General features: G+C 47.1%; 16 protein-coding genes. 5 read left to right on the forward strand and 11 right to left on the reverse strand.

The window, feature by feature from the left end; translation table 11 throughout:
• Positions 1-24 precede the first annotated feature (24 nt).
• The 9 genes from F3I09_RS04745 to F3I09_RS04785 form a co-directional block, all read right to left on the reverse strand.
• Positions 25-1,380: an efflux RND transporter periplasmic adaptor subunit gene (locus tag F3I09_RS04745; RefSeq protein ID WP_149693908.1), complete on the reverse strand. Its 1,356-nt coding sequence runs from the start codon at positions 1,378-1,380 to the stop codon at positions 25-27.
• A gap of 33 nt (positions 1,381-1,413) precedes the next feature.
• Positions 1,414-2,868, reverse strand: coding sequence for a TolC family protein (locus tag F3I09_RS04750; protein WP_188133692.1), 1,455 nt, complete (start codon positions 2,866-2,868; stop codon positions 1,414-1,416).
• A 169-nt stretch (positions 2,869-3,037) separates the two neighbouring features.
• The gene (locus F3I09_RS04755; protein WP_149693910.1) at positions 3,038-3,700 is read right to left on the reverse strand and encodes an ABC transporter ATP-binding protein; all 663 of its coding nucleotides are present in this window, start codon (positions 3,698-3,700) and stop codon (positions 3,038-3,040) included.
• 73 nt (positions 3,701-3,773) lie between these two features.
• Positions 3,774-6,116: an ABC transporter permease gene (locus tag F3I09_RS04760; protein WP_149693911.1), complete on the reverse strand. Its 2,343-nt coding sequence runs from the start codon at positions 6,114-6,116 to the stop codon at positions 3,774-3,776.
• Between the two features lie 108 nt (positions 6,117-6,224).
• Positions 6,225-8,612 (reverse strand): ABC transporter permease, encoded by a 2,388-nt coding sequence (locus F3I09_RS04765; protein ID WP_149693912.1) that lies wholly within the window; start codon positions 8,610-8,612, stop codon positions 6,225-6,227.
• A gap of 20 nt (positions 8,613-8,632) precedes the next feature.
• The gene (locus tag F3I09_RS04770; RefSeq protein ID WP_149693913.1) at positions 8,633-10,990 is read right to left on the reverse strand and encodes an ABC transporter permease; all 2,358 of its coding nucleotides are present in this window, start codon (positions 10,988-10,990) and stop codon (positions 8,633-8,635) included.
• Positions 10,991-11,031: 41 nt separating this feature from the next.
• On the reverse strand, positions 11,032-11,721 hold the full coding sequence (locus F3I09_RS04775) for an ABC transporter ATP-binding protein (RefSeq protein ID WP_149693914.1): 690 nt from the start codon (positions 11,719-11,721) through the stop codon (positions 11,032-11,034).
• 36 nt (positions 11,722-11,757) lie between these two features.
• Positions 11,758-14,160 carry an ABC transporter permease gene (locus tag F3I09_RS04780; protein WP_149693915.1) on the reverse strand — a complete coding sequence of 801 codons (2,403 nt, stop codon included), beginning with the start codon at positions 14,158-14,160 and terminating at the stop codon, positions 11,758-11,760.
• Between the two features lie 97 nt (positions 14,161-14,257).
• Positions 14,258-15,505 carry an efflux RND transporter periplasmic adaptor subunit gene (locus tag F3I09_RS04785; protein WP_149693916.1) on the reverse strand — a complete coding sequence of 416 codons (1,248 nt, stop codon included), beginning with the start codon at positions 15,503-15,505 and terminating at the stop codon, positions 14,258-14,260.
• Between the two features lie 285 nt (positions 15,506-15,790).
• Between F3I09_RS04785 and F3I09_RS04790 the strand changes: the two genes are divergently transcribed.
• The 5 genes from F3I09_RS04790 to F3I09_RS04810 are packed head-to-tail and all read left to right on the forward strand — an operon-like array spanning position 15,791 to position 21,755.
• Positions 15,791-17,143, forward strand: coding sequence for a sigma-54 dependent transcriptional regulator (locus F3I09_RS04790; protein ID WP_149693917.1), 1,353 nt, complete (start codon positions 15,791-15,793; stop codon positions 17,141-17,143).
• A gap of 8 nt (positions 17,144-17,151) precedes the next feature.
• A complete protein-coding gene (locus F3I09_RS04795; RefSeq protein WP_149693918.1) occupies positions 17,152-18,489 on the forward strand; it encodes a PAS domain-containing sensor histidine kinase in 1,338 nt (445 codons plus the stop codon).
• Between the two features lie 48 nt (positions 18,490-18,537).
• Entirely contained in the window at positions 18,538-19,239 is a 702-nt protein-coding gene (locus F3I09_RS04800) for a lysoplasmalogenase (protein WP_149693919.1), read from the forward strand.
• A gap of 45 nt (positions 19,240-19,284) precedes the next feature.
• Entirely contained in the window at positions 19,285-20,883 is a 1,599-nt protein-coding gene (gene nadB / locus F3I09_RS04805; protein ID WP_149693920.1) for an L-aspartate oxidase, read from the forward strand.
• A gap of 11 nt (positions 20,884-20,894) precedes the next feature.
• On the forward strand, positions 20,895-21,755 hold the full coding sequence (locus F3I09_RS04810) for a lysophospholipid acyltransferase family protein (RefSeq protein ID WP_149693921.1): 861 nt from the start codon (positions 20,895-20,897) through the stop codon (positions 21,753-21,755).
• Positions 21,756-21,814: 59 nt separating this feature from the next.
• On the opposite strand, the gene F3I09_RS04815 is transcribed toward F3I09_RS04810, so the two are convergent.
• Positions 21,815-22,147: a BON domain-containing protein gene (locus tag F3I09_RS04815; RefSeq protein ID WP_149693922.1), complete on the reverse strand. Its 333-nt coding sequence runs from the start codon at positions 22,145-22,147 to the stop codon at positions 21,815-21,817.
• Between the two features lie 73 nt (positions 22,148-22,220).
• On the reverse strand, positions 22,221-23,030 hold the full coding sequence (locus tag F3I09_RS04820; protein ID WP_149693923.1) for an SDR family oxidoreductase: 810 nt from the start codon (positions 23,028-23,030) through the stop codon (positions 22,221-22,223).
• Positions 23,031-23,067: the final 37 nt, after the last annotated feature.

Below are 23,067 nucleotides of genomic sequence, written 5' to 3' on the forward strand. Positions count from 1 at the left end.
GCGCTTCTTTATGCTGGAATATCTTTATTTACCTTTGTTTTCGAACAACTCTTTCTTCTGTACCACTCTCACCTTTTTCCCCTGATCAAGATCTTTGGATACAGCGGAATAAGGAGCGCTGATCACTTTGTCTCCCGCTTTCAGACCTGACAACACTTCTATATTGGTATCATCCTGTACACCTGTAGTAACTATTACCTGCTTTACGGTTTTATCCGCCTGCAGCACAAAAACAACCTCTTTCTGATCTTTACCGCTTTCCTTTGCGGCCGCCAGGTCTTCCTTCTTAGCACCTACTGCTTTAGAGCTATCAACAATATCGCGGGTAGTCACTGCATTGATTGGCACTGCCAATACATTCTTCTTTGTGCGGGTCTGGATATCTACGCTGGCACTCATACCCGGACGGAAAGGGAAGTTCTTCGGATGTGCAGGATCGATCAGGTCCTTATAGCTATCCGGCAGAATGCGGATATGTACGATATAACTGGTTACCTGTTCAGCAGAAGAAGTTGATGTGGCCGTGCTGGTAGCCGCACCTTTGCTGGAGCTGGCTATCTGGGTCACAATCCCTTTGAATTTACGATCACTGTAAGCGTCTACTTCTACGATGGCCGTATCATTATATTTTACGCGGGGAATATCATTTTCTCCTACATCTACCTGCACTTCCATTATGTTAAGATCAGCGATACGCATGATCTCCGTACCGCTCATCTGGCCGGTACCCACTACGCGTTCGCCTTTTTTAACAGGCAGCAGGGATACCACACCACTCATAGGCGCCACGATAGTAGTACGTTTCAGGTTAGTGTTGGCTTCTGTCAGTCCTGCCTTTGCACTCTGTACGGCATAACGGTTGCTGTTCACCTGCTCGGCGGCAGCATTGTAATCTGCCAGGGCGGAACGGTAAGTAGCTTCTGCTGTTTCGAATTCACTGCGGGACACTACTTTTTGTGCCAGCAGCTCCTTGTTACGGTCGTAAGCAGATTTGCTCTGTTCCAGCTTGGCTTTGAATGCATTCAATGAAGCGGCGTAATTAGCCAGCTGGGCCTGTGCCTGGCTGAGGGAAGCAGTTGCCTTATCGCGTACAGAGCCGTATACATCGGCATAGATGCGTACCAGCACCTGTCCTTTTTGTACGGAGTCTCCCTCCAGTACCGGAAGGTCTACGATTTCACCGGATACGTCAGAGCTGACCTTTACTTCTGTTTCAGGGTAGATCTTACCGCTGGCAGAAACCACCTCTATAATAGTTTTTTGAGCGGCATCATCTACCGCCACTTTAATGCTGTCGTCTTTGCCAGCTTTGCTTACAGCCACAATGACAACGGGCAAAATAATGATCCCCAAGATCCAGAAAAGTGTCTTTCTCTTCATATAAAACGGCGTATTTCAAAAGGAAGGGAGCTGCTACAGAGAGACTTTTTGATCCCTGTAAAACTCCAGTAGTTTCATTCTAAATATATATTCGTATTGGGCTGATACCTTATCGATCTGAGCTCGGAACAGGTTGTTTTGGGTAGTAATATAGTCAATTGTATTCATTAAACCCAGATCGAACCTCTTGGTAGCAAAATCGTAAGCACGCTGAGAAGACGCTACTCCTTTGGAGGAGGCGGAAAACTTCTGAATAGCGGCCATTGCGTTGGCATGCGCGGTATAAATATCCCTGCGTAATTGCTGAAGGTCCTGATCCAATGTCAGCTTTTGTGTTTCAATGTTTAGTCTGGCCTGTTTTACTGCCGTTCTCTGTTGCCATCCGTTCAGAATGGGAATATTCAGTGAAAGTCCTATGGACTGACGGAAGTTGTTGTTGATCTGATCGCTGAATGGGATGGTAACCAGCTTATAACTAGGCGTCTGGCCGGTAGCCTTTACTGTATAAGTGTTCCCGGCTATTGCTACCTCACCGATATCCTGTGTATAAGGAGTATAGCCTGTAATCACCTGGTTTTTCGCACTGTTGGCATAACTGGTGTTCAGGTTACCGGATGCAGAGAGGCTTGGATATAACAGGCCTTTCTGAGAAGCATAAGTACGTTGCAGGGATTTTATCCTTAACACATCTCCTTTTATTCCTGGGTTGTTTGTCTGCGCTGCACTGAAAACCATTTCCGGATCTACTTCATCCAGGCGGGGAATCGGTATTTCAGTAATATTTGCCGGCGCCTGCGCCACGTAAGGCACGTCAAATCCCAGGTTCAGATAGGCTTTCATCTCTAATGTAGACATGATCACATTGTTCTGTGCTGTGATCAGGTTTACACTATCATTCGCCAGTTTGGTTTCCAGGTCAGCCTGATCACTTTCCGGTTTGGAACCGGCAATCACCAGTTTCTTAGTGTTCTCCAGCTGGGATGCGGTCAGCTTTACCTGCAACTCACTGATATGTACCTGTTCCATATTGAGCAGGATCTGTAAGAACGCTGCAGCAATATTGAACGCTACATTATTCTTAGCCCTCTCCAGGAAACGGTCCTGCGCCTGCGCCTCATAACTATTGGCAGCTATCAGGTTACGGCGGTAGAACCAGCTGAAGATATTAGCACTGGCACTCACCCCTGCACCGAGGTTAAAGTAAGACTGGGTAATGATCGTATTGGTATACGGGTCAATGTTACGGCCGGAACCATAAGTACCCTGCACGCCTGTGCTGAGGGTAGGGATCTGCGCCAATTTGCTCTGCTGATACGTCAATGCCGCAAAACGTTTCTGCACGTCTTGTTGCTTGATCGATATGTTGTTTGCCAGCGCATAATCAACAGAACGTTGCAGTGTCCAGGTATCCTGCGCCTTTAAGGTCGCAGAGTTAGCAAACAAAATGCACAGTGCCAGGATACATCCCGGGATTTTGGATATTTTCATGACCTTCCAAAAATATAATAATTGTGATGATAACATAAATAAATTCTTTATGAATGGCGTAAAATATTCGTAAACAAACAATTCCCGACACCGGGATCCTCATCAGACCCAGTGCCTGCGCACAACAGCTTGATAAGATTACCTGACGTCGGGAATTACCTGTAAGAAATTATGCGATTTTCCCGTCACGGATCTGTATGATCCTGTGACCATAAGTTGCATTAAGTTCGGAGTGTGTTACCTGTACTATCGTAATCTTATCCTTTTCATTTAACTGTTTGAACAGTTCCATGATCTCTTTAGCCTGATCTGAATGAAGGTTACCTGTTGGTTCATCCGCGAGGATCACCTTAGGCTCTCCTACCAATGCACGGGCAATGCCCACCAGTTGTTGCTGTCCGCCTGATAACTGACTGGGAAACAAGTCCTTCTTGGCCACAATATTGAAGCGGTCCAGGATATCGGCTACACGGCTTTTCCGTTCAGCTCCCGGCATATTTTTATACAATAAAGGCGTTTCTATATTTTCATACACGGTCAGCTCATCTATCAGGTGGTATGCCTGGAAAACAAATCCTATTGCTCCCCGGTGCAACTGTGTACGTTTCTTTTCATTCATTTTATGCACCGGCTCCCCGTCAAACAGGTATTCGCCCTGGGAGGGTTCTTCCAGCAATCCTAAAATATGTAAGAGGGTGGATTTACCGGAACCCGAAGGTCCCATAATGGATACAAACTCTCCTTCAAAAATTCTGAGATCAATATCTTTTAATATTTCATTCTTACCAAATCCTACGGGATAATACTTGGAGATATGTCTTAACTGTATCATTAGTATATACTGTTTTAGTAGTTTAGCCGGCCCAGTCCTCCCCGGTTGCCGGTGGTTTATCTTTCAATATAATCTATTCTGATCTTAACGCCTTTACCGGATTCATGGATGCTGCCTTTACCGACTGGATACTAACGGTAAGCAGCGCTATCACAATAGCAATCATACCTGCCAGCAGATAGATCCACCATTCCAGTGATATTCTGTAAGTATAATGCTGTAACCATTTCATCATAACGTATGAGGCTATCGGGCTTGCCACCAGGATAGCCACCAGCACCGGCTTCAGGAACTCTTTTGACAGCAGCACCGTCACCTGGGTTATACCAGCGCCCAGCACCTTGCGGATACCGATCTCTTTCTTTCTGCGGGCGGCTGCAAATACAGACAATCCCAGCAGGCCAAGACAACTGATCATGATGGCCAGTGTAGCAAATACGTTGATCAGCACTCCCAGTACCTGTTCGTAGGCGTATTTACGTTTGTACGTCTCGTCGACGAAAGTATATTGAAATGGATAGTCAGGATTAAAAGAACGGTATATTTTTTCCATCCGCCGCAGGCATTCGCTTACAGATAACTGCGGATTGAGCTTCATTGTTATGAAGCCTCTCCAGCCCGGATTGTAAGGGATAACCACAGGGGTAGCGGGCATATAAGACTTCATCCATACAAAATCTTTCACAACACCAGTGATGGTCCTGTCCTGACCATTCACCCGCACCTGTTGTCCCACCACGGGCTCTTTCAGGTGCATCGTTTTCACGGCCGTTTCATTCAGCATCATCGACAGTGAATCGCCGGCAGAAAGGAAGTCGCGTCCTTCCTTTAAGGTAATGCCAAACGTTGATACAAAATTCTCTGTTGCCGTGAGCACACCAAAGTTGATATTTTCTTCACCCGGCAACTGTCCCGGCCATTTCAATGCCCACATACTGGCCCCCGCCTGCGCGATGGAACTTAACGTAGCACTCCCGTTCACAGCAGCACCAGCGCCGATAACTTCCTGCCTGAATGCATCATAGTCGTCATAAACATTCCCTTCCAGCTGTATGTCTACCAGTCCTTTAGGATCATAACCAATAGGCAGGTTACGTATATAGTTGATCTGCCGGTATATTACGATTGTTACAAAGATCAATACAATAGCCAGGGTGAACTGGAACATTACCAGCACCTGCCTTGGACGGAAATTACCCTTCACCTCTACTATCCCACCTTTCAATACCTTGACTGGCTTGAACGCGGATAATACAAAAGCGGGATAACTGCCTGAGACGATGGCCGTGAACAACGCAAGCAGTACAATGGCCAGCCAGAAAGAGGCAGGCGCCTGCGATAGTTGCAGCGAGCTATTGGTAAGCATATTAAACGTTGGCAGAATACCCCACATCAGCGCCAGCGCCAATAAAAGAGAGATACCCACCAGCAATAGCGACTCGTTCATAAACTGCCAGATCAGCGCCCTTCTGTTGGCTCCCACAGATTTCCTTACGCCGACCTCCTTAGCACGGCGCTCGCTCTGTGCAGTGCTGAGATTCATAAAGTTGACACAGGCTATCAAAAGGATTCCCAATGCCAATAATGCAAACAAACGGACAGCAGCAATTTCACCTCCTGCGATCTTGCCATTCTTTATCTCACCATATAACTTCCATTTACTCATTGAATGCAGCAACAGGTAACTGGTAGCAGGAATAATGGCTTTTTGTTCATGCAATACATTCCTGATCTTATGCGCTACTATTGCAGGATCAGCTTTAGGCACCAACTGTACAAATGTATTGATACCAAAATTCCCCCATTCTTCCTCCCTTACCCATGGCTCTGCGCTCCTGAACAAGGCCCAGCTCAGTAAGTATGAGAATTGCAGGGTGGAATTTGAAGGCGGATCTTTTATTACAGCGGTTACAACAAGCGGATGCTGTATGTCAAAATTTACTATCTGACCTATCGGATCTGCGTTCCCAAATAATTTGCTGGCAGTGCTTTCTGTAAGGATGATCGTATTCTCATCTTTCAGCAACCCCTGCCCCTTTATAACCGGGAACGTAAATACATCCAGGAATTTCGGATCAGTATAAAAACCTGACAATTTCAGGGACTTGTCTCCGGCCTTCAATAAATGAGGCGCGGGATAGGACGCCCGTATCACCTCTTTGATCTCCGGTGTGCTCTTTTGCAATAAGGGCCCTAGAGGCACCGGTGTATTGCTCCCTCCATCATCACCCACCTTCACATGATAGACATAGCTGTTATTTTTATGAAAATCATCATAACTGAACTGGAACAATACGTACAGGATCAGTGTGAAACTGACGGCCATCCCGATGCCAAGACCTGCAATATTGATGGATGAGAATACGCGGTTCCTCCATAAATTTCTCCAGGCTATTTTCAGATAATTCTTTATCATAAAATTTCTTTTTAGTAAGTAATTAAAAGCTATGGGCGGGTAGATACCTGCCCATGACACATTTCACTTGTCATATTTAAACGTAACTACTAAAGAAACTTCATTATTTTATTCTGTCCGTAATGCCTTCACCGGGTTAGTCATTGCAGCCTTCATGGTCTGTATACTTACTGTAGTCAGCGCAATGACCACCGCCACACTGCCAGCCGCCAGGAATACCCACCACGGTACATTAATACGGTATGCAAAATCCTGCAGCCACTGGTACATCAGGTACCAGGCCAATGGTGTGGCCACCAGCAAAGCAATAGCTATCAGTTTGATGAAATCTGTGGACAGCAACAAAAGGATATTACTTACGGAAGCTCCCAATACCTTCCGGATACCGATCTCTTTTGTACGCTGGATCACGATATAAGAGATCAATCCAAGTAACCCTAAGGTGGCCAGGAAAATAGCCAGGAGGGCGAATGTCAGCACCAGCTGACCAAAACGGAAGTCGCCCCGGTACTGGCGGTCAAAATCATCATCTACAAAGAAATAATTAAACCTTCCTTCCGGTATATACCTGTTGTATATAGCTTCTACACTGGCAATGACCTTTTTGATATCTTTTAGCTCAACAGTAATCGTCATCGGGGCAAACGCTTCCGGTTCAATACGTAATGTCAGTGGCGAAACTGCCTCTTTCAGTGAGCGGTAGTTAAAATTTTTAATCACACCAATGATGGTACCCCTTCTTCCCCACTGGTCGAATTTCTTTCCAATGATCTCTTCCGGTTTGTTATATCCCAGGGAGGACACAACCGCTTCATTTACGAGCATAGCCTGCGTGCTGTCTGTCGCCATTTGAGGAGAGAATGCGCGTCCTGCCAGTAATTTAATCTGGTATTGTTTGATGAAGTCATAGTCTATAAAGTACAGGTTAATATTGCTGGCCTGCATTTCTCCATTCTTCATCTCGATATTACTATATGCTGAGTTCTGGGACCTGCCCGGTATGGCAGATGAGAATGTGGCGCCGGATACGCCGGGTACATTCAATACCTGTTGCCTGATATCAAACCATTTCTCTTTCATATTATTGACGCCACCAAACTCCACCACCAGCTGCTGGTCTTTCTTAAATCCCAGATCACGGCCCTGCAGGTATAATAACTGATAATAAACGATCATTACGCCTGCTATCAATACAATAGTGATAACGAACTGGAAAACTACCAATCCTCTTCTGAGGAACAATCCTTTGTTACTGCTGCTGAAAGCGCCTTTCAGAACGACCACGGGTTTGTAAGAAGACAGTACAACAGCAGGATAAACACCTGCCAGTAAGCCCACGCCTATTGCAATGAAAAGAAACCATATGATAGTGCCGGTACTGAATATATTGTATGCTATTTCCTTTCCGGCAAGCAGATTAAAAGATGGCAGCAACAGCTGGCTCAGGGCCACTGACAATACAAAAGCGAATAAGCTGAGTAACAGGGTCTCACACAGGAACTGGAATGTGAGCTGCGACTCATAAGCTCCTACCGACTTCCGTACCCCTACCTCTCTTGCTCTCTCTGTTGCCCTGGCTGTAGCCAGGTTCACAAAGTTGATAACGGCTATCAGGAGGATGAAAATAGCTATGATGGAGAATATGTATATATTGGTAATGCTTCCCTTTACAGCAGCAGGCCTTTTCGAAGTCATATACACATCTTTCAGAGGCTCCAGGTGTAATGTGTAATACATGTTGTTCTTCTTCATCGTGCTTCCTACATGTCTTTCCATAAAGGCAGGCAGCTTCTTCTCCAGTTTAGCTGCATCAGCACCCGGCGTTAGCAACAGGTATGTCAGCATACCAAAATTCCCCCATGATTCCGTAAGGTTCTGTCCCATCTTTTCGACGGTAGCCATAGAGATCACCATGTCAAAGGGCAGATGGGAATTCTCAGGCACATCCTTCATCAGTCCTGTTACCTTGATGGTAACTTTTCCTCCGTCCATCTGAAAGGTTTTACCCATAGGATCTGCTGATCCGAAATATTTCTTTGCCTTGCGTTCAGTCAATACAGCTGTGAAAGGCTCCGTCAATGCATCCTTTGCGGTGCCCCTTATCAACTGGAACGAGAATATGTCAAATAAGGCAGAATCAGCCATCGCCACTTTATCCTCATCATATTTATTACTGCCAATAGTGACCAGTGCATTTTGTAAATTTATCCTGACAGATGAAACTACTTCAGGGAAATCAGCCTTGATATTCGGCCCCATGGGCGCAGATGTGATATCTGCTTCTATCAGCTCAGTAGGCGTCTTCACATCTGTCACTACCCTGTAGATCCTGTCTTTATTCTTGTGGAAGGAGTCATAACTCAACTCAAAGCGCACGTACATAAATATCAGGAAGCAGCAGGTCATGCCTATTGTCAGCCCCAGTATATTGATAAAGGAATAGAATTTCTGCTTTCTGATATTCCTCCACGCTATCTTCAGATAGTTCTTGATCATACAGTTCTTTTTATGGTTGGCTATTCAGTTCTTAAAGAGCGTACAGGATTGGCCAGTGCTGCTTTCACTGCCTGGAAACTTACCGTCAGTAGCGCTACTGCTACCGCCAGGCCGCCGGCCATGATAAATACGCCCCAATTGATAGTGACGCGATAAGCATAATCTTCCAGCCATCTGTTCATAATATACCAGGCAACAGGAACAGACAGTGCTATTGATATCATCACGATCTTCAGGAAATCGCTGGTAAGTAATGCAACAATGTTGGTGACAGATGCACCTAGTACTTTTCTCACACCTATTTCTTTTACACGTTGTCCGGTGGCAAACGTGGCCAGTCCGAACAGGCCCAGACAGCTGATGAAGATGGCGATGCCTGCGAAATAGTTAAACAGTTTGCCTGTACGTTGGTCCAGTTTGTACAGCTTGTTCAGATTATCGTCGATGAAGGTATACCTGAAGGGGAATCCGGCATTGTAGCGTTTATATAGCCGCTCTGCCGATGCGACAGCCTTGTCCATTTCCCCCGGTTTTGTTTTCACATACACTCTGTAATTAACCGGACGGTAATAGACCACCAGGGGACCGATCTTTTCATGTAGGGATGCGTAATGAAAGTCTTTTATGACGCCAGTGATGGTACCGTCAATGTCCCAGAGTCTGAATTTCTTTCCTATGGGGTCTTTCATTCTCATCATTTTTGCAGCTGTTTCATTAATGATGAAATGTGTAGAATCAGCCTTTGAATTGGTAAAGTTTTGTCCTTCGGCAAAGCCGAACTTCATCATTTCCATGAAGCTCTTATCTGCGGAAAATACGTGCGCGATCAGCGTTTCATTCTTCTCTTTACCATCCCAGTAAGTATCGCCGGTACTGTTGTCAATACCCGTCATATTATGATTGGCCATTGCCGCTGTTGCTACACCGGGAGCGGTTGATAACTCCTGCACTGCGGCTTCCAGGTGATCGTACATCTGGTCAGAATTGAAGGAAAAAACATTCTCCTTATCGTAACCCAGCGCTTTTGATTTTATGTACCGCAACTGCTGACCTACCACCAGCGTACTGACAATCAGCACTGTGGCAATAAGGAACTGCACTACTACCAGGGCGCGACGGAAGAAGACGTTACTGCCCGAAAGGCTCAGTCCTCCTTTTAATGTTTTCAGGGGGTTAAAAGAGGATAAAATAATTGCAGGATATATACCGGCCACTATCAGCGTCACCAGCATGGACAAGCCGATGGCAAGTACCATTTGCAGGTTCTTCAGGCCGAAAGAAAGATGTTTATCAGTGAGATTGTTATAGAATGGGATCAATATCAGGATGATCGCAATAGCCAGCACCAATGCCAGCATAAATACCAGCACCGATTCCCATACAAACTGGGCGAACAGCTGTCTTCTGCTGGCGCCTACTATTTTACGGACGCCCACCTCCGCAGCCCTTTGCATGGCCCTGGCGGTGGAAAGGTTCACATAGTTCACACAAGCGATCAGTAGTATTACAACAGCGATGATCAGGAATATCCGTACTATTTTGATCCCACCCTCACTCAGGTCCGGATTATACAGATGGACGTCAAATAAGGGCTGCACATTATATTTTGTGCCCGGTTCCTGTTGGCCGTCCGGACGTAATCTGGCCAGGGCGGCAGCCACTTTTGCTGTGGAGGTATTGGGCGCCAGTTGTAGGTAGGTGGTGAAATAAAAGTCTCCCCAGTCAGCATCCAGAGATGGCCAGGACTCACTTTTCACAAATTTCGCCTGGAGTATGCTGAAGGGCAGCATAAATTCATACCTGATACTGGACTGCTCAGGAAAATCTTCCATCAGGCCGGTAACGACATAATTCTTTCCGTCTCCCGCTATGACCTTTCCCATTACATCAGTGGTGCCAAAATATTTGAGGGCGGCGCTCCGTGTTACAATGAGAGAGGTATTGTCAGGGAAAGGATGCTGTGCATCACCTTTCAGTAGTGGGAATGTGAACAATGTAAAGAAGGAAGGCTCTACAAAGCCCGTCTTGATATCAAAGAAGTCATTGTTGTTGTAAGTGAACTTCGAGACGTCCCCCCAGTTATCCCTGGTGCGTACAGCCTTTTGTACACCGGGAATATCTTTCACGGCGTGTACCGCAATCGGTCCCGGCATACCATCCCAGGTCTGTACATCAGAGCCGGAGGTAAAGCTGACACTCAGTTTATACAGGCTATCTCCTTTCTCATGGAACTTATCATAACTTAACTCATCCTGTACCCATACAAGTATCAGGATACCCACTGCGAGGCCAATAGCCAGGCCGCCTATATTGATACTGCTGTACATTTTATAGCGGCGCAGGTTACGCCAGCCAATCCGCAGATAGTTGTTAAGCATACGAGTACGTTTGAATAATGATTGATATCTATACCAGGGGATCAGACATGAAATTGTTCCTTGATATTCTCTGTCACTACACGACCATCGAACAGGTTGATGACACGATGCGCAAAACCTGCGTCATAAGGGCTGTGTGTTACCATGATCATGGTGGTGCCGGCTTCATTCAGCTCCTGCAACAGTTTCATCACTTCTTCACCATTGGTTGAGTCCAGGTTACCGGTAGGCTCATCCGCGAGGATCATTTTAGGATTAGCTACTACAGCGCGGGCAATAGCCACACGTTGCTGCTGACCACCAGATAACTGTTGCGGGAAGTGGTTACGGCGGTGCATGATATTCATACGTTCCAACACTTTTTCCACTTTGTCCTTCCTTTCGCTGGCAGGTACTTTGAGGTACAACAGCGGCAGTTCCACATTTTCGAATACGGTCAGCTCATCTATCAGGTTAAAACTCTGGAATACGAAACCAATGGATCCTTTTCTGAGCTGTGCACGCTGACGCTCGCTCATCTTGGCCACTTCGTGGTCCCAGAAGTGGTATTCCCCGCCACTGGGATTGTCCAGCAGCCCCAGGATATTCAGTAAGGTAGATTTGCCGCAACCTGAGGGGCCCATAATAGCAACAAACTCTCCGTCTTTCACTTCCATATTGATCCCATTCAGGGCAGAAGTTTCTATTTCTTCTGTTGTAAAAATCTTTTGCAGATTGACTGTACGTATCATCGACTACGGTTTAATAATTTTTAAATTGAACGTATATTATTCACTTCTCAACAGCCCTGTAGGGTTTGCACTGGCAGTACGGAAGCATTGTAAAGCAATCAGAATATAGGTTAAACTGAAGGTAATCATACCTGCAATTATAAATGGCATTACACTCATACTGGTGCGGTAGGCATAATCATCCAGCCAGTGATCGGCTATTACATACGCTACCGGCCAGGCAATGATATTGGCGATCAGTATGACGGAGGTGTATTCTTTCAGGAACAGGTAAATGATATTGCGGGTATCGGCCCCCAATACTTTTCTTACGCCGATCTCTTTGGTACGGCGGGTGAGGCTGAATGCCACCACGCCGGCAGCCCCCAGCAATATAATGATAAAGTTCAGTGCAGTAGCCACATTAGCCGCCTGCTTCAGACGGGTTTCATTGCTATACATTGACTGAAACTTGTCGTCCATAAAGAAATATTCAAACGGGGCATCAGGTAAGCGGGCTTTCCACAAAGATTCAATGCCGGCTACGGTCTTCCTGGCATCAGCAGTTTGCAGTTTGATACTGAGGAAACGGTAGAAAGCGCCGGTATTCTGGGAAAGGAATATCATAGGTGCGATCTTCTGCTGCATACTTGTGAAGTGAAAATCCTTCACGATGCCCTTTACCCTGAATGTTCCCCCCTGGGGGCCAACAGCCACTATCTGCTCTCCTACTCCTGTTTCCAGGTGTAAAAGCTTCACAGCGGCCTCGTTGAGTACTACATCTCCAGGGCTGTCCTGGTCTGTAAAGAATGCGCCTGCCAGTACCTTCAGTCCGAAAGTAGCTGCATAATTTCCGTCAGTTACCAACATATCTACGTTCACAGCTGCATCATCGGTACCACCCCGGGGTACGATGCGTAAACCTCCTCCATTCATACCGTCAGGTACCTCATAGGAAACAGTCGCGCTCTTTACACCGGTATTGCTCATCATTTCATCCCTTATCAGCTCTATACGTTTTAACCCTGCGGTATCCCACTGGCGTGGTACGGAAGAGATGACCAGCACCTGTTCCTTGTTATATCCCAGTTCTTTTTTGAAGAAATAATCGATCTGCCGGGAGATATACAATGTGCATACAAATACCAGCACCGCCAGGGAAAACTGTATTACCAGCGAGCCTTTTCTGAACAATAATTCCCCTTTACCCACGGAGATCTTCCCTTTCAGTACTTTCAGCAGATGGCTGGCCGTCAGCACGAAAGCAGGGTAGACACCGGCAATCAATCCGACGACAGCCACCAGCAATACATAAAACAACACCATCATTCCTGAGAATGACCATACATGAGGTAAGGTTTTGTTCAGCACCTGTCCGAACAGTGGGCGTAACAGTTCAAAGAAAGCAATGGAAAGAAAGGCCGCTATAGCAGTCAATACAAGTGATTCTGCCAGAAATTGTGCAATCAGCTGCTGGCGTTTGCCGCCAAATACTTTCCGCAAACCGATCTCTTTTAACCTGTATACAGAGGTTCCTATACTGATATTCACATAGTTGATCACAGCCATCAGCAGGACGAAGAAAGCAATGACTCCCAGGATGTAGCTCATCTTTCTTACCAGTCCGTTATTCGTATCCAGGTAGAAGGTATCCATCCCCACCAGCTTAATACTCATGTTGTCTTTCAACTGCTGGTTGCAATGCATGGCCACCAACTTTCTGATGGGCGCTGCCAGTTGTTCCGGCTTTACCCCTGGTTGCAGCTTTATATAGGAAGCCATGCTCACACTGTTCCAATCCTTGTCGGCATCCGGTGCAAGGAAGTATGCAACGTTCTGCATGGGCAGGAAAATATCAGTCTTAAAACCGTTGATGGTCGTCACCGTATTGAGGCGCGTTTCACGTTTCAGTACACCGGTGACAGCATAGTTCTTTTTACCATCCCTGCGGGTATCGATAGTCAGGACTTCATCCAGTACATCTGTTCTGCCGAAAAATTTCATAGCCGTTTCGGCTGTGATCACAATAGAATTGTCATCCCTGAAAGGATGGGCAGGGTCTCCCTGTATGAGGGGTAATCCAAAAGCGCTTATCGCTGTTGTATCGCCTGGCTGCAGCGACATCCGGAAATGGCGGTCCTTATAGGAGGCGTTCGCGCTACAGGGAAAAGTCCTGTAGTAATTGGCCACCAGGGATGGGTAATTATCCTTTAGTGTTTTAGCCAGTGGCGCAGGCGTGATCAGCGGCATGTACATATTATCTGCCTTCCAGGCAGATTGCAGGTAATATTGTTGGGATAGATCCTTCAGGTTACCGTTCACCTGGCGCTCCTCCCAGATGTATACTGCTATCAGCAGGGAGAAAGTAATGCCAATGGCGAGTCCGGCAATGTTGATGAAGGAAAATAGTTTCCGTTTAGCGAGATGCCTTAGTGCGATAGTAATGTACATGCCTATCATGCTGCATATGATTTTTCAGGTGAGTGTCCATGGCGCCACCCCTGCCTGCTTGCAGAGGTTGGCACCGGAACTAAAACAACTGTAACTAACTGCCGGATTAAAATACTAAAACCTCTTTGTCTCCGAAATTCTCATACGAAGAGGTAATCACCTGTTCGCCCTCCTGCAAACCTTCCAACACTTCGAAATACTGCGGGTTTTTCTGTCCAAGGGAAATATTACGTTTCACAGCCCTCTTACCGCCCTTGTCTACCACATACACCCAGTTACCACCAGTATCGGAGAAGAAGCCGCCTACCGGCAGTAAGATAGCCGAAGAGGACTTGCCCAGCTCCAGGCGGATAGGAGAAGATTGTCCGCGGCGTATACCTTCCGGTGTTTCCTTTTCAAACTTCATGTCCACATTAAAACGTGCGTTCTTTATTTCCGGATATACTTTGATGATGGACAGGGAATAACTTTTATTGTTGAATTCAAAAGTAGCTTTCAGTCCGGGGAATACCCTGGCAACATAGTGCTCATCTACTTCGGCACGCATCTTAAACCCGTCCAGGTCATCAATCTGGCCTATGTTCTGACCAGCGGTGATGCTACCTCCTACTTCTGCATCCACGGAAGACAGCTGCCCGTCAATGGGCGCTTTCAATACCAGGTTGTTGAGGTTCTCCTTCATCATCTGCAGGTTACGCTGCGTACGTGCGATGGTAGACTCCAGACGGTCTATCTGTATGAGGGCATTCTCTTCCTGGAAGCGCTGACTTTCTATTTCTATCTGCCGCTTCTTCACAAGGCGTTCATAATCAATCTTGTTCTTATTGAATTCCTGGCGGGATACGATCTTGTCGTCCACCAGCTGTTTGGTACGGTCGTACAGATCTTTGGCCTGCTCTATCTGGTAATCCAGGTCAGCAACCGTCTGCTGCATGGTGTAGCGGTTCTGTTTCAGGGATTGCCTGGTATTCTGTAACTCGTTGATCAGGCGGTAAATCTCTGTCTCATGGTTCACGAAGTCCATCATCAGGTTCTGGTTTTCGAGACGCAGGATGCTGTCTCCTTTTTTGACCATATTACCACCTTCGAGATATTTCTGGCTCACATATCCTCCAACGATGGCATCCAGCCGGATGGTTTTCAGTGGCAATACCACTGCCGTTACGGCTATATATTGATCAAAGGTCCCTTTCGTAACGGTAGACACGGTGATTTTATCCTTCTCGACATTCAGTTTCGAGCGGTGATCAGCAAATATCAGATTATACAGAAGTAACATCGCGACAACGGCCCCCCCGCTGATAAGGGAGATCCTCTTTTTTGACCAGTACTTCTTTTCTATTTTTCTGTCCATAGGTTAAACTAAATTCCTGTTCCAGGTAAGACAACCGGCATGCCAAAGCAGGAAACTCAATACCACAAAGGGATTTCGGCAGTACTCCCTATTTTTATCGTCCTGTAGCGCACACGGGACGTTCATTTCCGGACAATTTCCATGAAGCCCTCCATGGGCCGCAGGAAAACCGAAATCTTTTTATAATATTGCCAGTGGCCGCATCCGCCAGGGCTGTCATTCCACTCCTCCTGTCAGGAACACTGTTTGCGGATCATTTGCAAAAACAACAGACAAGATCTTATTATGACTACACCGTTGCCCGGTAAAATTCTTATTGTAGATGATGACATGGACGTGCTCAGAGCTGCCCGGTTGTTATTGAAACGTCACTTCGAACAGGTTGACTTTGAACGTAATCCACAGAAGATACCTTACCTCGTGTCCAATTTCGAGTATGATGTGATACTGCTGGATATGAACTTCACCCGCGACCTGAGTAGCGGCAAAGAAGGTTTTGAGTGGCTGGACCGCATCCTGGACATCCGTCCTGAGGTGGCAGTAGTGCTTTTTACGGCTTACGGGGACGTAGAGATGGCAGTAAGGGCTATCAAGGCCGGTGCGGTAGATTTTGTACTCAAGCCCTGGGAGAATGAGAAGTTGCTGGCTACCATGCAGGGGGCTTACAATAAAAAACATGGCAACAAGGATAAAATGAACGCTGCGCCGGCAAGCCCACAGTCGGATGTACATATTATCGGCAACAGCCCCGCCATGTTACAGGTGCTGGACACCGTAAACAGGGTAGCGGCTACAGACGCCAATGTGCTGATACTGGGGGAGAACGGCACGGGAAAGGATCTGCTGGCCCGGCATATCCACCAGCTGTCCCTGCGGAATAAAAAGCCCTTCGTAAGTGTGGATCTGGGCGCTATCAGCGAAACATTGTTTGAAAGTGAGCTGTTCGGGCATGTAAAGGGCGCCTTCACCGATGCCCGGGAAGACCGGAACGGCCGTTTTGAAGAGGCGAACGGAGGCAGCATTTTCCTGGATGAACTGGGGAATATTTCCCTGCCCATTCAGGCCAAATTGCTCACCGTACTCCAGAACAGGGCCGTGACCAAGGTAGGAAGTAACAAGACCATACCGATAGACGTTCGCCTGATCACTGCCACAAACAGGAACATACAACGTATGGCTGCCGAGTATCAATTCCGGCAGGACCTTCTCTATCGTATCAATACCATTGAGATTCAACTGCCCCCTCTGAGGGAACGTCAGGAAGACATCGTTCCGCTGGCAGAATACTTTCTGCAGTTATATGCCGGGAAGTATAAACGCTCGGTAAATTCCCTGCATGAATCGCTTGTGCAGCAGTTACGCCAGTATGAGTGGCCGGGCAACATCCGTGAACTGCAGCATGCCATGGAAAGAGCCGTCATCCTTTCACAGGGTAAAACCCTCCTGCCAAAAGATGTATTCGTGAAGAATGCCGTACAGGACCAATCCCTTAATACCGGCTACAACCTGGAGGAAATGGAACGCAACATCATTACCCAGGCCATGAGAAAATGTAATGGCAATATCACTGAAGCCGCCAGGGAATTAGGCTTAAGCAGGGCAGCCCTCTACAGAAGACTGGAAAAGTATAACATTTAGCGCTTACAATGAACAAGTTCAGTGTCAATATATTACTGCGTATCATCTTACTCACGCTCAGCACTATCACCAGTGTGTGGGTATGGACGGCACTTGGCGCCTTTCCGGGAGTAGCCATGGGTATCCTTATCTCTATGCAGATATATGGCATGTACTATTACATCAACCGGGTGAACAGGAAGCTGACCTTATTCCTGGAATCTATCCGGTATGAAGACTTCTCTATCCGCTTCAGCGCTGACAATAAGCTGGGGAAGAGTTTCCAGGCACTGAACCATCAGTTCAATGAAGTACTGGAAGCTTTCCGCCAGACCAGGGCGGAGAAAGAGGCGAACCTGAAATATATAGATACTATCGTACAACATATCAGTATCGGCGTGTTGTCATTCGATGCCGAAGGACGAATAGAACTGATCAATCCGGCCGCCTTCCGCTTGCTGGGTATCTACCGCCTGCGTAATATTTCAGAGCTAAAGAACAGCCATCCTGCCCTGCCCGAATACCTGATGGAAATACGGTCGGGCAATAAACTGCTATACCGTACCCGGCAGGAACAGCAACTATCTATTCATGCCGCCAGCGTACGCCTGCAGGGGCGCCTGGTCAAGCTCATATCTATCCAGAACATCCATGCGGAGTTACAACAGAAAGAGCTGGAAGCCTGGCAGAATCTAACCAAGATACTCCGCCACGAGATCATGAACTCTGTCACCCCTATTGTGTCCCTGATCGGTACCATGCAGGATATTGTGGAACAGGACATCTCACCTGAGGCCGCGCAGAAAGAGGCCATCGCCGATCTGCAGGAAGCGCTGGAAACGATCAAGAGCCGCAGTAAGGGTATCATGAATTTTGTGAACGCATACCGCGACTATACCACCCTACCCAAGCCGCAGTTCACCCATGTCAACATCAAAGAACTGCTGACCGGGGTAAGTAGCCTGCTACTTCCGGAGCTGAAACAGGCAGGCATCTACTATCACTACGAGATAGAATCTGCCAGCGCAGAAATACATGCAGACGTAGCACAGCTGCAGATGGTACTGATCAACCTCATCAAGAATGCCATGGATGCACTGGAACAGACGCAGACGCCATCCATACAGGTAAAGGCCAGCATGAACAATCCCAACCAGGTGCATATCGAGATCACCGACAATGGCCCGGGTATAGACGCTGAAGCCATGAATAAGATCTTCATCCCGTTCTATACCACCAAGAAAAAAGGCAGCGGCATCGGCCTAAGCCTGTCACAGCAGATCATACAGTCCCACGGCGGACAACTGAAAGTGAGCCGCTCCGGCCATAATGGTACCACCTTTTCGGTTTTATTGCCTGTTGCCTGAAACCATTCAGACATAGAAATCGTACTTTAAGTACCTTAATGCTAGTCTATGCGCAAAGCAAGCTCTTTCCACCTGCTCTATGCTGCCACCTTATCAGTTCACCTGTCTGCCATCTTTTTCCACCTGGATATTCTTACTTATGTTTCCAAGTTCCTGCTGCCATTTATATTAGCAGCCAGTTTCATTACCGGAACGGAGGGCATTCCCGCTATTTTCCGTGTATCACTGCTGGCGGCTCTGTTCTTTTCGGGCTTTGGCGACATGTTCCTGTTATTTTCTGAACAAAGTCCGCTCTTCTTCATCTGCGGGCTGTTCACCTTCATGCTCTCATTGCTTTCCTATATTGGCTTTTTCCTGAAGATCAGGTATACGAATTACCCGCTTCCATTATGTAAGTGGCCCTTCATCCTCGGGATGGCGGCAGGCATCATTGCATTCATTTTCCTTATGCTGCCTTATCTGGGCCAGATGACGCTGCCGATACTCTTTTTTTCCGTTATCGCCTATATCATGTTACAGTCTGTGATGCATGCCTTTCGGCTCAAAGATCAGCCATCGGGCTGGTATTCACTGGCAGGCGCCTGCATCTATATCGTTTCCTGCATGCTCATTGCCATTCATTATTTCTATCTCCCCCTTGAGATGGGCACTTTCTTTATCATGCTGACCTACGGGATAGCACAATGGGGAATGGTGACCGGCGGGCTCCGTTACCTGCAGATGCGCCGGGGCTATGCCACCCCACAATGAATGGGAACAAATTAAACCGTACATTTGGTGTTCGCTTGAGTACTTATGCAACAGACAGATTTCTTAGTGATTGGTTCTGGTATTGCCGGACTTACTTATGCCCTTAAAGTGGCGGCAGCGTGTCCTGATAAAAAAATTACCATCATCACGAAAACACGTGAAGACGAGACCAATACAAAATACGCACAGGGTGGAGTAGCCGTAGTGAATGATCTTGAGAATGACAGCTTTGAAAAGCATATTGAAGACACGTTGATTGCCGGCGATGGTCTGTGCAATGAGCAGATTGTGGAGATTGTAGTGAAAGAAGGGCCGGAACGTGTCAATGAGATCATAGAATGGGGCGCCAACTTTGACAAGAATGCCGCCGGAGACTTCTCCCTCGGTAAAGAAGGAGGCCATTCTGAATTCAGGGTGATCCACTATAAAGACGTTACCGGAAAGGAAATAGAGCGCGCCCTGCTGGATGCAGTACATAAGAATCCGAATATAGAGCTGGTCACCCATTGCTTCGTGGTAGACCTTATTACCCAGCACCATTTAGGTTATCTTGTTACCAAAGCCATGCCTGATATAGCATGTTATGGCGTATATGTGCTAAACCTCCTTACCAATAAGATTGAAAAGATTCTCAGCCGCATTACCGTACTGGCAACAGGTGGGAATGGCCAGGTGTACCGCAGTACCACCAATCCGACCATTGCAACCGGCGATGGTGTTGCCATGGTGTACCGCGCCAAGGGAAGGATAGAGAACATGGAGTTCATCCAGTTCCATCCCACCGCTTTGTATCAGCCAGGGGTGAACAATGCCTTCCTGATCACAGAAGCAGTACGTGGCGACGGAGGTATTCTCCGTAATATCCATGGAGAAGATTTCATGCATAAGTATGACCCGCGTCTTTCCCTCGCTCCGCGCGATATCGTAGCAAGGGCGATAGATAGTGAAATGAAGATCACGGGTACAGAGTATGTGTACCTTGACTGCCGGCATATGGACCAGGAAAAGTTCGTTCATCATTTTCCGAACATCTATGAGAAATGCCTTTCTGTAGGTATTGACGTGAAGAAGGATATGATACCGGTAGCCCCGGCTGCACACTACAGCTGCGGAGGCATCAAGGTGAATGAATTTGGCCGTACTTCCATCAATAATCTGTACGCCTGCGGAGAATGTTCCAGCACAGGTCTGCATGGCGCCAACAGGCTTGCCTCCAACTCCCTGCTGGAAGCAATGGTATTTGCACACCGTTGCTACCTGGATGGTGTAAACAAAATTGACAGCACTTCCCACAAGACCAATGTACCGGACTGGAATGCGGCAGGTACCACTGCACCGAAAGAGATGATCCTCATCACCCAGAGCCTCAAGGAGCTGAAACAGATCATGAGCGATTACCTGGGTATAGTGCGTACCAACGAGCGTATGCAACGCGCCAGTCGCAGACTGGACATCCTGCATGAAGAAACTGAATCATTATACGAAAGAACAGAGGTATCACCACAATTGTGTGAACTGAGAAACCTGATCACCGTTGGTTACCTCATTGTAAAAGGCGCTGCCTTCCGTAAAGAAAGCCGTGGCCTGCATTTTAATACTGACTATCCTGAAAAGAGTTCCCTGGTACAGAATATTGTGTTATAGAAATTGATGACATGTATTATTTGTTACTGGTATTTATGTACGGCATTTCAATACTGCCGTTATGGTTATTATATCGCATAAGTGATGTTTTATACCTGATCGTTTATCACATTGTTGGTTACCGCAAAGCGGTAGTGTTTGACAACCTGCGCCAGGCATTTCCGGAAAAGACACCAGAAGAGATCACCCGGCTGGCGAAGAAATACTATCTCAATATGACAGATATGATGGTGGAAACCATCAAACTGCTCACCATGCGCCCAACGGAACTACAGCGCCGCTTTACCTGCGATCTCACCGTGCTACATGACTTGTATGCCAAAGGCAAAAGCTGCCAGATGCACCTGGGGCATAACTTCAACTGGGAATGGGCCAACCTGTTCTGCATGCAGGGCGTTAAATATCCATTTCTTGTCGTCTATATGCCGCTGACCAATAAAGCGGGCGACCGTATGTTCAGGCACTTCCGTGAAAAATCAGGCAGTATATTATTGCCGGCCAACGACATTAAGGAGAGCATGCAACCCTGGATTAACAGGCAATATCTTATAGCACTGGTAGCAGATCAGAACCCCGGCAATCCACGCCGCAGTTACTGGTTTCCCTTTCTGAACAGAATGACAGCTTTTTATAAGGGGCCGGAAATGACGGCCAGGAGAAGTGATATTCCTGTGGTATTTGTGGATATCAGAAAGACAAAGAGGGGGTATTATCATGCCACGCTAAAACTGGCATTTGAGGAACCCTCAGCGGTGCCGGAGGGAACAATTACCGAATCGTTCGTAAAATACCTGGAACATAATATCCGCGAACAACCTGAAGTATGGGTATGGAGCCACAGAAGGTGGAAACATGAATACAAAGGAGACTAAGTGAGCTGAATTGACCAGCAAGCCGGTGGAAGGCATTCCTGATCAATTCAGCCGGGAATCTATTTCGTCGCAGCACTGTCTTTCTTCATCATGGTATCAACAGCTGCTGGTGGGGGCGGTGGAGGAACTGCTGCCTGCACCATAATGTTATTCGTAACGGCTTTTACACCGCTCACGCCTTTAACGGCATCTTCTGCAGCCATTTTAGCCGCTTCATCAGGCACTTCACCACTAAGGGTCACTACCCCTTCCTTCACTTCAGCGCTTACACCCGGAGTAGCCGTCAGTTTTTCATTTACTGCCTGCTGAACATTACTATCGCTAGGTTGACAGGCGAACAAGCATACGGCCAGGAACATCATTCCCGCCATCAGGAAATTTTTACATTTCATGGTTAAAAGTTTAACAATTTAAAACAAATAACATGCTAGACTGTGGGATTGTTCGGCCACAAATAATTGTTAATCAACCATTATCTGCAAAACCGGGGTATAGGGTCATTCCTCCATCCACGAAAAGGGTGGTTCCCGTTACATAATCGCTCTCATCACTGGCCAGCCATACAGCGGCTTTGGCCACATCTTCAGGCACTCCTACCCTGCCGTATGGGATCAGTTCCAGCAGTTTCTTCTCATCTTCAGGCGTATCCCACGCATCTTCATTGATACGCGTTTTGATGGCGCCGGGGGCAATGCTGTTGACCCTTATTTTATGCGGGGCCAGTTCCTGCGCCATGGATTGCATCAGGAGCTTCACTCCACCCTTGCTGGCAGCATAATTCACATGCCCTGCCCAGGGTATCACTTCATGTACGCTACTCATACAGATGATCTTTCCGGCAGCCCTGGAGCGGCCTTCCACCACACCTCTCCGTTTAAATTCACGGGCGGCTTCCCTTGCACAGATAAACTGACCGGTAAGGTTTGTATTGATCACCTTATTCCATTGCTCCATGGTCATATCCAGCAGGGAAGCATCCTGTTGAATACCGGCATTGGTGACTACTATATCCACCGTACCAAAGCGGGAAAATATTTCCGCAAACATGGCCATTACTTCTTCCTCCTTACTGATGTCACATTGCCAGATAAAGCCGTCGCTACCGGCCGCTTTGATCTTTTCCAGCACTGCTTCCGCGCCTTTGAGGCTTTTATTACTGTGATGGTTTACTACCACGTTAGCCCCGGCTTCTCCGAGCGCCCAGGCTATGGCAGCGCCAATACCGCTGCTGCTACCGGTAACAAGTGCTATTTGTCCGTCTAAAAGTTTTCCCATTGCAAGGTTTTTCTGGTAAAGGGTCAAAAAGCATACC

Source organism: Chitinophaga sp. CF418 (genome assembly GCF_900142925.1).
Lineage (GTDB): Bacteria > Bacteroidota > Bacteroidia > Chitinophagales > Chitinophagaceae > Chitinophaga.